Below are 13,343 nucleotides of genomic sequence, written 5' to 3' on the forward strand. Positions count from 1 at the left end.
ATTAGAAAAAAGACCAGCTGACTGGTTTTTCAGGAAAAGCAAATAATTTAATGGCTTGCTTTATTCCTTGTTCACTTCCATCAATTTCTGCTTTTCGGTAATCAAGCAGCTTTTCAAGAGAGATACACCCCATCAGCAGGGAAGAGAGCTCTGCAATATCAAGAGACAGTTTGACTGCCCATGGCGTGCTGCTGTCGGCTTGTGAGGCCTGTCCATTCTTAAAAGTATAACAATAAGACTGCTGCTGATTTGAAAAGGAATCATTAATAATAAAGTTAATGGTGACACTTGCCGGCCCAAATGAATGATCGTAAATGTAATTCATAAAGAGCGGAAGGTCAACGATTCGATACATAAGACCTGTCCCTGTTTCATGAGTTTTATGATACAGTCTGTGAATCATTCGATCAGCCTTGTAACGCGGGTCTTTTAAAAAGAAAGCAATGTCTTCATCATAAGTAGGGAAGGTGATCACATCAACCTGGTCTTTCTGATTATGAAAGAAATTCATAAATGAGTGAAAGGCATCATTTGAAAGGGTAAACCAGTCAATGACTTTGAGCTCTTGATGAAAACCCGTCTCATGTTTCATTTCATACACGAGATAACCTTTTAACTTGCCGTTTTCCCGATAGCCGATCGTGTGAGTATGAGCTGCTGAGATGTAGCGGAACTCATAGTCCTTCTTGTCACAAGCTCCATGCGTATCCTGTGCCCAGTCATGGTAGAAACTACTTATTTCTTCGGTATGATTAGAGTTCAGGGCGTCGACAGGTTTTATTTGTTCCTGGAAAGGTACTTGCTCAGGTGCGAAACGATAAACTTGAAGCTTAGGACCTGAACCGAAGCCCATTTTACGATAAAAGTCAGGACGAAACGGATAAAGCTGGACAAGGGGAAATCCCTGGTCCTTTGCTTCCTCTATGACATGTGTAATCATTTGCTTCGCAATGCCCCGTTTCTTATAAGGAAGATCCACAGCCAATGTGCCTACACCTGCAGAAGGAAGCGTCTGACCATACACATTCATTGGAAATGCATATTGAATAAAGCCGCCAAGCAGCTGATCTTCATCATACACACCGTAATGGCTGACGTTTTCATAGGCTTCCATCTTCTCGCGGTGTTCGGCAGCTTTTTGTTTATCTTCTTCTGTGGTCAATCCCATAACCGGATAACACCGGCTTAGAATTTCAGTAAAGTCGCGATAATCTGTCGTTCTTCGGATCTCCATTCGATCACTTCCTTTTCAACAAATAGCTTCCTTTATAGATTACTAATAATAAGAAGAAAAAGCTAAGGGCCATTAAAGATAAATTAAAAAGGTAAGAGAATCCCGTACCTAAAAGGTTTAATAGCGTACCTTCCATGGGAGGATAAGAAAGGTACAAATAATTTGTGTTCATCCATTTATTAAAAAGTGCCATAACTACAGCATAGCCTAGAAGATATAAATAAGCTTCTAAAGTTACTTTTAAATGGATAGGGACTTTAATTGAGAGAAGCAGGAAGATACTAGTCCATACAATGGCCATATGCTGAATAAAAAATTTCCAAAAACGGAAATGCTCATAATCATAGGGTAAGTCAGGCGTAATTAAAGCAAACAGGGCAGGGACGATTCCGATAAAGTAGTTCAATTGAATGAATTTAGGATGATAGGTGAGAAGGCCGATCATGCCGATAATTGAAGCAATGCCGCACAGGTGCAGCGGCAGGTAGAGACCTGTTGTGAAGAAACCGTGGGCCAGAGCCCAGATTTGATAACTCAGTTCACAGATTAGCAGAAGACTGAAGAGTATCCATCTAATCCAATGATGAGGGAGAGTTTCTCGCTTGATTTGTTGAGCATATAGAAGCAGAAATAAGGTGCCTATTGTGAAAAAGATAAGCATGATGAAATGACTGTAACTAAACAATTCAAATCTATGAGTACTGTAGGCTCCCCACCATTGCTTCATGTTGTTCACATCCTAGAGTAGTAGATTTTCCTGTGGTATGATTCTATCATACTAAATGCAGGAAGAATTCCCTATGGGAAAAATCAATTACTTTAACTGCGGCTATTTCTTTACTGCATGGAACCCCCATTTTCCAAGAGGATGTACTGTAGTTGCTTCTTCTACTGGAACAAAATGCATGCAATTTCAGTCGAAATCATTAGAAATTCTGCGGAAATCAAAGAATTTGCCCTCTTATTTTGATGTTAAGCTTTAAAATCGCTGAAAAGTAGAATTTCATATCGTTTCTGTGAATAAAGTATGGTATGCTGAGAAATATTTAGAATTAGAAGTATATTGAAGGGAGATGATTGACTAATGACTAGAGAGAACTGGGGATCCAGATTAGGTTTTATGCTGGCTGCCATGGGGTCCGCTGTCGGACTGGGCAATATATGGCGTTTCTCTTTTGTAGCTGGTAACAATGGGGGAGGCGCTTTTTTATTAATTTACCTTGTCTGTGTTCTTTTGATCGGTATTCCGTTATTACTTTCAGAAGTCAGTATCGGACGTAAGGCTCAGAGCGATGTTGTTGGCTCTTTTCAGAAGCTGGCACCTGGGACTCCTTGGTATTTATCCGGATTCTTCGGTGTGATGAGTGCTTTTTTAATCCTTAGTTTTTATAGTGTAGTAGCTGGGTGGGCCATTTATTATTTCGTCCAGTATGTCACAGGGAGTATGGCTTCCGTTCCCACAGGGGGCTACGAGCAGGAGTTTGGATCGTTTATTTCCCAATCCTGGCAGCCATTGTTCTGGACAGCGCTTTTTATGGCATTTACTATCTTTATCGTTGTGAGCGGAGTGAAAAAAGGGATAGAGTCTGCTAATAAAATCTTTATGCCGTTACTAGCCATTATATTAATTATATTAGCTTTTTATAGTATATCTTTTGAAGGAGCTTCAGAAGGACTCGCCTTCTTATTTTCACCCGACTGGTCAGCATTTAGTGATCCATCCATTTATATTGCCGCTTTAGGTCAGGCCTTTTTCTCGCTGAGTATCGGGATGGGGGCCATGCTGACATATGGCAGCTATCTATCAAAAGAACAGAAGCTGCCTGGGGCCACACTTGGAATTGGAATTATGGATACCTTTTTTGCGGTAGTGGCGGGGATAGTTATTTTCCCAGCGGTTTTTGCATTTGGTATTGATCCTGCTTCAGGGCCGCCGCTTGTATTTATTACGCTGCCAACGATCTTTGAACAAATTCCATTTGGCGGCATTGTCGGAATCGTGTTTTTCTTTGCATTAATTCTTGCATCTCTATCGTCATCAGTATCCATATTAGAAGTGCCGACGGCTTACTTCATGAGGGTGTGTAACTGGTCACGTCGGTTTACAAGTATCCTGATGGGATCGATTATGTTTGTGCTTGGAATTGTCGTATCTTTAGGATTTGGTATCTGGGCTGGTGTGACGCCGCTTGGAGAAATGAATATTCTTGATTCCATGGATTATGTTGCCTCTTATATTTTCCTGCCGCTCGGCGGATTGGCGATGATTCTCTTTGTAGGCTGGTATTTTACTAAAGAGCAGGCGCTCGAAGCGACAGATTTTACCGGGTCCGCAATTGGGAAAGTATGGTACTTTATAGTACGGTATATTGCACCGATTGGGATTATCCTCGTCTGTTTAAATTCACTTGGTCTAATTTAAAGGCAAGAGAATAATGGAACACTTAAAGGATTCACAATTTCAAAAGTAAAACCCGCACGGGGAAGTCCCTGTGCGGGTTTTTTGGTATTCATATACTCTTGCTTCACGTCCATATTTAATCAAATATTCACAATGTCATATTAATTTAAAGCATGGCTTGGGCACTTAAAGAATAGAGTAGATTAAATGGTAAGTTTAACACCTAATAAAGGAGAGAAATTATGAAAGAAGTGCTGGAACAGGTGTATAGTCCTTGCTATGGCTCGATTAAAGATGTTCTAATCGGTGAAGATTCGTATGTATATGAATGGGAACCATTGTTTTTGATCGAAACAGAAGATAAGGAATTAGTAGAAGTTGCGGTTGGAATAAGCGGCACTATTAAGATAGTAGATACCAAACCTGGACAGGAAGTTACCCCCTATTCCCGGCTGACGGTATTACAGGATGACCTGCTGATTACCGGAAGCGACTAGTAAGTGGAAAAAGCCTTTAATACGGATGTACCTTCCGTATTAAAGGCTTTTTTTTATGAACAAACGTAAAAGACATCTGTACCTCTGACATGTTATGATAAATGCGGATGTTTTACATCATAACAAAAGGAGTCTTCAATATATGGCCATATCAAATCAATCTATTTTAAAAAAGATGTCGAGTGAGATACAAGAAGCGATGCTTAATCATGAAGACGACCACAAGCTTCGCGAGCATGTGCGGGCTGTTCGTCTATTAGCTGATCTGGTGCTTGATCAGGAAACTTCGTCGTCCCTATCCGGCCGCTCCCAACAACAAGGATCGGTTCAGGAACCAACAGCAGAAGAGATTAGGAGAATGATGGGAAGTGATGCTCCTGTACGCAAAGCATCAGAAGATAATAAAGAAGCCGGGCATGATGAGGCAAATGGCTCGTCAATTTTTGACTTTTAAGGGGGAAATCATATGATGAAGATATTTTTACTGCTGGGCGTTTTAAATGGCTTTTTATCCGTGGCGTTAGGGGCATTCGGTGCCCACGGATTAGAAGGGAAAGTATCTGCTAAAGGATTGAGCCAGTGGGAGAAAGCGGTAGATTATCAAATGTTTCACACAATGGCGCTGTTTGTAACGGGCTTATTAATGAGCAAAATCCAGACCGGCCTGATGACAGGAGCGGGATGGTTCTTTTTGGTTGGGATTATTCTATTTTCAGGAAGTCTATATATTTATGCGCCGACTGGAATTAAGACGTTTGCTATGATTACTCCGCTGGGAGGCTTATCTTTCTTAATCGGCTGGATTTTGCTGGGAATTGCAGTTATTCGTTATATTTAAAAAAAATAAAGAATAGTGGTAAATATAAAAAGAATAATCGCACGAAGCAGCTGACTGATACTTATCATCAGCTGCTCTTTTTTATATTCTACAAAAGCCTCGATAAGCAAACTGATCGTAAGTACATAAAACATAAGGAGTATGATCCATTGATGATCCAAGTTGAATAGCGCGACAAAAGCAAGGATGACAGCACCGAGAATAGCACCATACTGCAATTGGATAAAAGCTGCATAGGGATGTCGCACCCGATCACCCCTTTCTATAGTTCATCATATTAACGCCGTGGAGGGTATTGAGTTAAACCGCCGCCGTTAAATGGATAGGTATAATTTATTTCTTCATCAAATGTAATGTAATCAAGGTAAACCATAAGCAGGATGTACCGTTTACCGTCTTGCGGATCACTTAAAATGATATGGTCACGTCCGGCAGCTTCAATAATTCCCCGGAAAATCTTAGCATTCCACTTCGTGTTATTTTCAAAGGTCATATAAACAGTGGCCTCTTTGCCTCGGTTCAGTCTCAGGATATTCTCAATATAAGATTGTTCCATAGGCAGCATGCCGCCTTGAGTTCCGCCGCCTGACATATAAGGCACCTGCATGCCTTGGACTCCCTGCACCCCTTGTAAGCCCTGGGCTCCTCCGCTGTAAGATCCAGGGTTGTAGGGCATTCCTTGCATGCCAGGCATTCCGTTCCCTCCCTGCATTCCCTGCATACCTTGCATTCCGGGCATTCCATTGGTCCCCTGCATTCCTTGCATTCCATTGGATCCTTGCGCACCTTGTGAGTTTTGGGATCCCTGCTGCTGATTATTAGCCAATCTGATCACTCCTTAACATAATTAATAAACAGTTGGACAGTTTGATCGTGTGGGAGCATAACAGTGTGATTGAATGTTTACCATTCCGGGGCTCCACCCCAAGGTGTTTGCTGGGTGTCATTTTCGCAAGCTAATGACTTATGCCGGCTGCTTTACCTTCTACCCGGCTCTTTTTCAGAAGCAGCTTTTGTAAACAGCCATAATTTTTTTTGGCCGGCAGCTATGCTGGCACCTCACTCCCCGTCTAAAACTGACTCTCTAAAACTATATGTACGGGTCTGGGGAGGATATGTATAAAAAAAGAGAAAGGTAAAACATATAAACACGGATTATTGTAAAATACAGGGTGAAGGATGATCCATAAGGAGGTTGAAAAATGAGAGTGCTATACATAGAGGATGACCCCGAAATCGGAGAATGGGTAGAAAGGAAGCTGAAAGAGAATGACTTTAAAGTGAGTTGGTACCGCTCAGGCCATAACCTTCCAGACAATATGGAGGAATATGATGCGGCCGTGCTGGATGTCATGCTTCCGGGGCTGGACGGCTTCTCACTAGGACGCCGGTTAAAAAGGAACTTTCCACAGCTTCCCGTTATTATGCTTTCCGCAAGAACAGCGATTGATGATAAATTAGAAGGATTAGAGTTTGCTGATGATTATATGACGAAACCGTTTCACCCTGAGGAACTAATCAAAAGGATAGAAATTCAAATGAGGAAGTTTGATCGAACGCCAAATGAGACTCTCTCCATCGGCCATTTAACCGTTTTACTGGACCAGCAGATCATTAAAAATAAGGAAACATCCCAGGAAATTTTACTAACAGGGAAACAGTTTTATATCTTTAAGTATTTTCTCAGGCATTTAAACCAGATTTTAACAAAGGAACAAATTTACGAAGGGGTGTGGGGAGAGCCTTATCGGGATGGTGATAAAGCACTTATGGTCCATATCCGCTATCTTCGGGAAAAAATCGAAAAAGATCCCTCATCTCCGGAAATTATTGAAACCATTCGCGGGATAGGTTACCGGGTGAGGGGATGAGAAAATGGCTGCAGTCGCTTCAGGTTAAATATTTATTTATTATATTACTTGCTGTTCTGGCCCTGCCAATTTCCTTGCCGCTTGCCTCATTACTTGTTTATTTTCCAGGTATTATGTTAGAAGATACAGATGAACCTTACGGGAGTGCCGAGCAATATGAAGAGAGGTGGCATGAGGAAGCAAGCCGTCTTAACGGCGCCTCGCCGAAAGAAATCAACGAAAAGCTTAAGGAGCTGTCTTTAGAGTTCCCGGAAGCCGGTATGTTTTGGGTGAATGGGGACGGGGTGACTCAGGAAATAATGAACTACGATCAAAATCTTCCGGATCAGTGGAGTTCTTCTTATACCGTTGAATTTATGAAGGATAACTATGGCGCTGACCCGTTTACTGTGATTGCTTTTATTGGCGATGAAGCGGCTGGCCAGGGATTTATGGTTACACAAATTGATCGGCTTTTTATCGGTCCGCCTGTACAGCGGCTGGATGAATGGTACACAGTCGCATATATTCTTGGTATTTCTACCGTCATGCTTGGATTTATGACCTTGTCGTGGTTTTTCTTTAGAAAAGTCCATAAACGACTATTGAGGTTGAAGGAGGCTATGGAAGAACATGGGGGGAATGGCATTCCCTCGCCTGTTACGATATCGAATGAGGATGAAATAGGACAGCTGGAGCATAGTTTTAACGGAATGGTGGAAAAGCTTAAAGCAGGCAGGCAGCGTGAGAAACAGGAAGAGACAATCCGGCGGGACCTGATTGCTAATCTATCACATGATTTGCGCACTCCTTTAACAACGATCCGTGCCTCACTGTCGGATATCAGCGGAGAAATTACGAGCAGAGAATCGCAGGAGAAATTAGCATCGGTTCAGCAAAAAATTGATTACCTCAGCCATTTAATAGATAACCTGCTTTCCTTAACACTTCTCACAGGGAAAAGGTATCCTTATCATCCAAAACAGACAGAAGTAAACCGAATGATGAAAGAAATTGCGGCTCACTGGTATCCGACACTTGAGCAGCATCAGATCGAAATTGAATTGGTTACAAGCGACCCTGTATATTGGGAAATAGATCCAAAGTGGATGGAACGAATTTTTGATAACTTAATGCAGAATGTGATCCGCTATGCAAGTGAAGGTAAATACACACGAATAGGTGTTAAAGAAAATGAGATTACACTTGAGGATCGAGGGCCGGGAATGAAAGGGTCTGAAGGTAAAGACGGTGCCGGAATTGGTCTCTCAATCGTTGAATTAATGGTAAACGAAATGAAACTTCATTTAATCATTAATTCGAGTGAAGCGGGAACACGCATTACGATTGCCCGAAAAGATGTCTAGTTGTTAAAACTGGCATCTTTTTTTTAGGCAAATTTAAACAAAATTTAAACAAAACATCTCCCAGTTTTTAAATTGGAAGATCTAGGATAAAAGTGAGGTGATAATAGTGAGTGAAACAGTAATTCAAACACATGGATTAGTAAAAACTTTTAAACAGATGAATGTAGTGGACAGAGTAGAGCTTACGATTAAGAAAGGGGAAATTTACGGTTTTTTAGGACCTAATGGAGCTGGGAAAACTACAACCATCCGAATGCTCCTTGGTTTAATGAAACCAACTTCCGGCAGTATCCATATTTTTGGCAAGGACTTAAAGGCAACTAAAATTGAAATTCTTAAAAAAGTAGGGTCCCTGGTAGAATCACCTTCTTACTACGATCATTTAAACGGCAGAGAGAACCTCGAGGCACTGCGTAAGATTCTGCAGGTTCCTAAATCCAGAATAAATGAAGTTCTTGAAGTTGTCCGTTTAACAGCAGATGCGCATCGGCCTGTTAAGGAGTACTCTCTTGGAATGAAGCAGCGTCTTGGGATAGCTTCCGCACTGCTTGGGGAGCCGGAGCTTCTTATTCTTGATGAACCAACAAACGGACTTGATCCATCAGGTATTCATGAAATCAGGGAATTGATCAAATCTCTCCCTGAAAAATATGGCATGACAATTTTGATTTCAAGCCATTTATTAAGCGAAGTGGAACAAATGGCTACACAGGTAGGCATCATCTCTAAAGGACAGCTCATTTATCAAGATTCCATTAAACGATTGAAAAATAAAGCACAGCCTCGTATCCGTCTGCGAGTAGGTAATGGAGAAGCTGCAAAAAGGAAACTCCTATCGTATGGTTATGTCGTGGATGCGGAAGAAGATTATATTTTTACAGAAAGCGGAACCGATGAAGAAGTGTCTGGCCTGGTAGCTGCTTTGATTAAGGAAAAATTTCCTGTTTATCGAGTGGAAGAGCTGCGCCAATCGCTGGAAGGCATTTTCTTGGATTTAACGAAAACAGAAGAGGAGGAGAGCTATGGTTCATCTTCTGCAAGCTGAATTATTAAAAATTAAAAGAAAATGGTTCTGGTTTCTTGTCTTCCTCGGTCCATTCGGTGTCATTGCCCTGCAAGCTGTTAATTACGGTGTCCGCTATGAGTGGATTACATCGAGAACGGATGATCAATGGGCCACACTGCTTCAAAGCATCAATATGTTCGTTGCCCCGGCCCTGCTTCTTGGGATGACGATCTTAGCTTCACAGATGGCTTCGATCGAGCATAAAGAAACGGCATGGAAGCAGCTGCTGGCTCTTCCTGTAAAAAGGCGAGATGTTTTTGTCTCTAAGTTTATCGTAACAGCGGGCATGATATTTATCTCTTCGATCTTGCTTTTCATAGGCAGCATCGCCTTAGGACTTGCTCTTGGATTTGGGTGGGAATTTCAAACGGCAGCTGTGTTAAAAAACAGCTTTTATCCTTTTTTTGCAGGTTTACCTGTGCTGGCCATTCAGTTGTGGATGTCTATCGTACAGAAAAATCAAGCTGGTCCGTTGGCAATTGGGATTTTCGGAGCCGTTTTTTCCACTTATTCCTACAGCGTACCTGAGTGGGTGATCTGGAGATGGCCGATGATTTTCCCCGATGCCGATCCACTTCCTTATGTAGGACTTGGGCTGCTGGTGGGCATCGTTATTTTAACGGCCGGAGTAATTGATTTTAAAAGGAGGGATATTGCCTGATGGTTCGTTCATTATTAGCTTCTGAATGGTTGAAAATTAAAAGAACAAAAGTATGGAGTCTATTATTTATCAGCCCATTGTTTGCTGCAATAATCGGCTTTACTGTTGACCTTCCAGTTGAAGGTAAAGAAGGATGGGCTTATCTTCTCGTAATGATGGGAGCGGCACATTCTTTACTAATCCTGCCGCTGATCATCAGTGTGTTTTCAGGATTTATTTGCCGCTATGAACATCAAAGTGGTGGATGGAGGCGCCTGTTCAGTATGCCGGTTGCCAGGCAGCATGTATATTTGGCAAAATATCTGATCGTCTTTGGACTTGTAGCTCTTAACCAATTAATGTTTTCGATTGTCTATATTACAGCAGGGCTTTATCAGGGGATAGGGGGAGGACTTCCGGTAGATATCCTTTTTAAATGTTTAATAGGGGGATTGATCGCAACAATGCCATTAATTGCTCTTACCCTTTGGTTCGCGGCGATCTGGTCCAGCTTTGCAGCTCCTTTTACCTTGAATGTCATCTTAACCATCCCCAATATGCTCGTTGCTAACTCTGAAATGTTCCGCCCCTGGTATCCCTGGGTTCAGCCGTTTATTATGATGCAGGCTGAAGATGGTGGATTTTTCACAATGCCGGCGGGATCCCTGCTTCTGGCGGTCGGACTCAGCTTTGTTCTGTTATATATAGGAGGAAGTGTGAGTATTCAGAGGAAAGCTGTATAGGCATTGGTGCATTTGCTCTTCTCATTTTGAGTAGAGTCAAGACTGTTCCGTTTATCACGTGTAGCGAAAAGCGGCTGGGAAATGACTGGCTTTTCACGGGGAGCCGTTGAGCTAGCTCGTTGCACTCGCGGATCTCACCCTGGCTCTATCTCCCTGCAGGAGTCTCGCAAATCCTCTTATTCTTCTTATTACTGCATGGAAAATAGACGGTTCCGTTTAACTCGTTTGGAGAAAAGCGGATGGGAAATAGCTCGCTTTCCGCGGGGAGCCGTTGAGCTAGCTCGATACACTCGCGGATCTCGCCCTTGGCTCTATCTCCCTGCAGGAGTCTCACCATTTCCCAGCCTCTTTACCGTTGTCGGGATAAACGGAACACTATGTTTGGAGGGAAATCCTCTACCCTTAGCCTTTTACGTTAATGTTCCGTTACTCTAAATACATAAAGGGGCAGGGGAAACGACGAGACTCCTATGGGAGGATAGAACAGGGTGAGATCCCGGAGGGCTAAAAGCCCGAGGAAGCTCACCGTTCGCCCATGGAAAGCGAGTTGTTTCCCCAGTCCCGGTTCTCTCCATTAAACGGACCCGATCAAAATAGAAAAGGGGAGATTCTGGAGTGCAATATCATAGGAAGCTCACTGTTTGACTTTTCCCCAGGCCAACTCTTTTTTTAAGTTAGGTAAACGGTTCTCTAGTGTAAAAAACTAAATAAAAGGCTGCCGATAGCTTTTCGGCAGCCTTTTCACAATTATTAAACGTGTAAGAATTTCGCAACCTCATCTGTTTTCAGGATATTTCCGATGTAGAAAGATCCAAAGTCGCCGTAGCGGGAAGTTACCGTGTCAAAACGCATTTCATAAACAAGCTTCTTGAAATTCAAGACGTCATGCGCAAACAAAGTGACTCCCCATTCCCAGTCATCAAATCCGATAGAACCTGTAATGATCTGGCGGATTTTTCCGGCATACTGACGGCCGGTCATCCCATGCTCATACATAAGCTTGGCGCGTTCATCTTTTTCAAGAACGTACCAGTTATCATTGCCCTGACGGCGCTTGTCCATCGGGTAGAAGCAAATATGGTTCCATTTAGGAAGAATCGGTTTAAGGCGGCCCTGAATTTCAGGGTCGTTTTCATCCGCATTACCCATATAGTTAGAAAGCTCGACAACTGAAACATAGGAATAATTTTTAGTAGTAAATTCGGCGAGCTTGGATTTATTAAAAGCCGTTTCAATTTCATTCAGCTCTTCCATTGTCGGACGTAAAATCATGAGAAGAAGGTCTGCCTTTTGACCAACAATTGTGTACAATGCATGGCTTCCTTGCTTGCTTTTCTCTGTATCTTCCCATTTTTCGATCAGCTGGTGGAATTCACTGATAGCCTGGTCACGCTCTTCACTGCTTGCGCGCTTCCAAGCAGTCCAGTCGATGGAACGGAAATCGTGAAGGCAATACCATCCATCCATTGTTACTACCGTTTCTGGCATGGTGTGATCGCTCCTTTATTGTATTGGTTCTTTATCATTTCATCCTTATTTAATATAACATACCTCTGGTTTATTAATCATTTCTGCTAATTTGAAAGTATTGTGAACATAAAAAAAGGGTAAAGTGAAGATGTAATCGCTTCATGCGAAAATTTCCTATCAAAACACTTTTCATTGAACACAAAACATCTTATCATATAGTACAGAAGAAGAAATGGAGGGTTCGTTCATGAGTAACCTATTTGATACTTTAAAAGATAAAATGAGTGGGAATAGTAAGAAAATTGTATTCCCAGAGGCTTTGGATGAAAGGATTCTGACCGCGGTAAGTGAGTTAGGAGCCGAAGGTTTTGTTAAACCTGTACTAGTAGGAAATAAAGAAGAAGTAATACAGAAAGCGGAGGAAATCGGTGTGGATATTTCCGGTTCTGAGATACTTGATCCAGCAAATTACGAAGCTTTTGAAGAGATGACAGCAAGCTTTGTAGAACGCCGTAAAGGTAAGGCAACAGAAGAACAGGCACGTGAAATTCTTCAAAACGGAAACTATTTTGGTACTATGCTTGTTCATATGGATAAAGCAGACGGTCTTGTCAGCGGGGCAGCCCATTCGACAGCCGATACTGTCCGACCGGCCCTGCAGCTTATTAAGACAAAACCGGGAATCAAAAAGACTTCAGGTGTCTTTATTATGGTTCGTGATGAAGAGAAGTATGTCTTCGCTGATTGTGCGATCAATATCTCACCCGACAGCCAGGATTTAGCGGAAATTGCACTAGCTAGTGCAGATACGGCAGCTCTTTTTGATATTGAACCAAAAGTTGCCATGCTTAGCTTTTCAACGAAAGGCTCTGCTAATTCCCCGGAAACGGAAAAAGTAAGTGAAGCCGTTGAGCTTGCCAAACAGCAGAACGCTAACCTCGTCATTGATGGCGAATTCCAGTTTGACGCGGCCTTTGTTCCTTCCGTTGCTGAGAAAAAAGCGCCGGATTCTCCGCTTAAAGGAGAAGCGAACACGTTTATCTTCCCTAGCCTGGAAGCTGGAAACATCGGCTATAAGATTGCTCAGCGTTTAGGTAATTTTGATGCCGTAGGACCTATCCTTCAGGGCTTAAACAAGCCGGTTAACGATCTGTCCCGCGGATGTAATGCAAATGATGTTTACAAGCTTGCCATTATCACAGCGGCCCAGTCCCTGTAAAATTTAATAGGATAAGCC

General features: G+C 42.4%; 15 protein-coding genes. 10 read left to right on the top strand and 5 right to left on the bottom strand.

What is annotated here, in order from left to right:
- Position 1 precedes the first annotated feature (1 nt).
- Positions 2–1,234: a GNAT family N-acetyltransferase gene (locus tag B7E06_RS03020; protein WP_082232601.1), complete on the bottom strand. Its 1,233-nt coding sequence runs from the start codon at positions 1,232–1,234 to the stop codon at positions 2–4.
- A 4-nt stretch (positions 1,235–1,238) separates the two neighbouring features.
- Complete coding sequence (locus B7E06_RS03025; RefSeq protein ID WP_082232602.1) at positions 1,239–1,961, bottom strand: YwaF family protein; 723 nt, start codon at positions 1,959–1,961, stop codon at positions 1,239–1,241.
- A gap of 357 nt (positions 1,962–2,318) precedes the next feature.
- Between B7E06_RS03025 and B7E06_RS03035 the strand changes: the two genes are divergently transcribed.
- From B7E06_RS03035 to B7E06_RS03050, 4 genes are all read left to right on the top strand, one after another.
- Complete coding sequence (locus B7E06_RS03035; protein ID WP_082232604.1) at positions 2,319–3,656, top strand: sodium-dependent transporter; 1,338 nt, start codon at positions 2,319–2,321, stop codon at positions 3,654–3,656.
- Between the two features lie 221 nt (positions 3,657–3,877).
- Complete coding sequence (locus B7E06_RS03040) at positions 3,878–4,132, top strand: biotin/lipoyl attachment domain-containing protein (RefSeq protein WP_082232605.1); 255 nt, start codon at positions 3,878–3,880, stop codon at positions 4,130–4,132.
- A 142-nt stretch (positions 4,133–4,274) separates the two neighbouring features.
- Positions 4,275–4,586: a YwdI family protein gene (locus B7E06_RS03045; RefSeq protein WP_082232606.1), complete on the top strand. Its 312-nt coding sequence runs from the start codon at positions 4,275–4,277 to the stop codon at positions 4,584–4,586.
- Between the two features lie 15 nt (positions 4,587–4,601).
- Positions 4,602–4,970, top strand: a complete 369-nt coding sequence (locus tag B7E06_RS03050) for a DUF423 domain-containing protein (RefSeq protein ID WP_082235884.1) — start codon at positions 4,602–4,604, stop codon at positions 4,968–4,970.
- Here the strand turns inward: B7E06_RS03050 and B7E06_RS03055 are convergent.
- Positions 4,967–5,218 carry a hypothetical protein gene (locus B7E06_RS03055; protein WP_082232607.1) on the bottom strand — a complete coding sequence of 84 codons (252 nt, stop codon included), beginning with the start codon at positions 5,216–5,218 and terminating at the stop codon, positions 4,967–4,969. The two genes, B7E06_RS03050 and B7E06_RS03055, sit on opposite strands and share 4 nt — an antisense overlap.
- Before the next feature lie 29 nt (positions 5,219–5,247).
- On the bottom strand, positions 5,248–5,736 hold the full coding sequence (gene gerQ / locus B7E06_RS03060) for a spore coat protein GerQ (protein WP_425432219.1): 489 nt from the start codon (positions 5,734–5,736) through the stop codon (positions 5,248–5,250).
- 436 nt (positions 5,737–6,172) lie between these two features.
- On the opposite strand from gerQ, the gene B7E06_RS03065 reads away from it, so the two are divergent.
- From B7E06_RS03065 to B7E06_RS03085, 5 genes are all read left to right on the top strand, one after another.
- Positions 6,173–6,841, top strand: coding sequence for a response regulator transcription factor (locus B7E06_RS03065; RefSeq protein WP_082232608.1), 669 nt, complete (start codon positions 6,173–6,175; stop codon positions 6,839–6,841).
- The gene (locus B7E06_RS03070; protein WP_082232609.1) at positions 6,838–8,187 is read left to right on the top strand and encodes a HAMP domain-containing sensor histidine kinase; all 1,350 of its coding nucleotides are present in this window, start codon (positions 6,838–6,840) and stop codon (positions 8,185–8,187) included. Before B7E06_RS03065 ends, B7E06_RS03070 begins: the two co-directional genes overlap by 4 nt.
- A gap of 106 nt (positions 8,188–8,293) precedes the next feature.
- Positions 8,294–9,232 (top strand): ABC transporter ATP-binding protein, encoded by a 939-nt coding sequence (locus B7E06_RS03075; protein WP_082232610.1) that lies wholly within the window; start codon positions 8,294–8,296, stop codon positions 9,230–9,232.
- On the top strand, positions 9,210–9,914 hold the full coding sequence (locus B7E06_RS03080; RefSeq protein WP_082232611.1) for an ABC transporter permease: 705 nt from the start codon (positions 9,210–9,212) through the stop codon (positions 9,912–9,914). Before B7E06_RS03075 ends, B7E06_RS03080 begins: the two co-directional genes overlap by 23 nt.
- The gene (locus B7E06_RS03085; protein WP_082232612.1) at positions 9,914–10,636 is read left to right on the top strand and encodes an ABC transporter permease; all 723 of its coding nucleotides are present in this window, start codon (positions 9,914–9,916) and stop codon (positions 10,634–10,636) included. Before B7E06_RS03080 ends, B7E06_RS03085 begins: the two co-directional genes overlap by 1 nt.
- A 750-nt stretch (positions 10,637–11,386) precedes the next feature.
- On the opposite strand, the gene hemQ is transcribed toward B7E06_RS03085, so the two are convergent.
- Positions 11,387–12,124, bottom strand: coding sequence for a hydrogen peroxide-dependent heme synthase (gene hemQ / locus B7E06_RS03095; protein ID WP_082232614.1), 738 nt, complete (start codon positions 12,122–12,124; stop codon positions 11,387–11,389).
- Positions 12,125–12,353: 229 nt separating this feature from the next.
- Between hemQ and pta the strand changes: the two genes are divergently transcribed.
- Positions 12,354–13,325 (top strand): phosphate acetyltransferase, encoded by a 972-nt coding sequence (gene pta / locus B7E06_RS03100; protein WP_082232615.1) that lies wholly within the window; start codon positions 12,354–12,356, stop codon positions 13,323–13,325.
- Positions 13,326–13,343 lie beyond the last annotated feature (18 nt).

Source organism: Halobacillus massiliensis (assembly GCF_900166625.1).
GTDB classification, from domain to species: Bacteria; Bacillota; Bacilli; order Bacillales; family Halobacillaceae; genus Halobacillus_A; species Halobacillus_A massiliensis.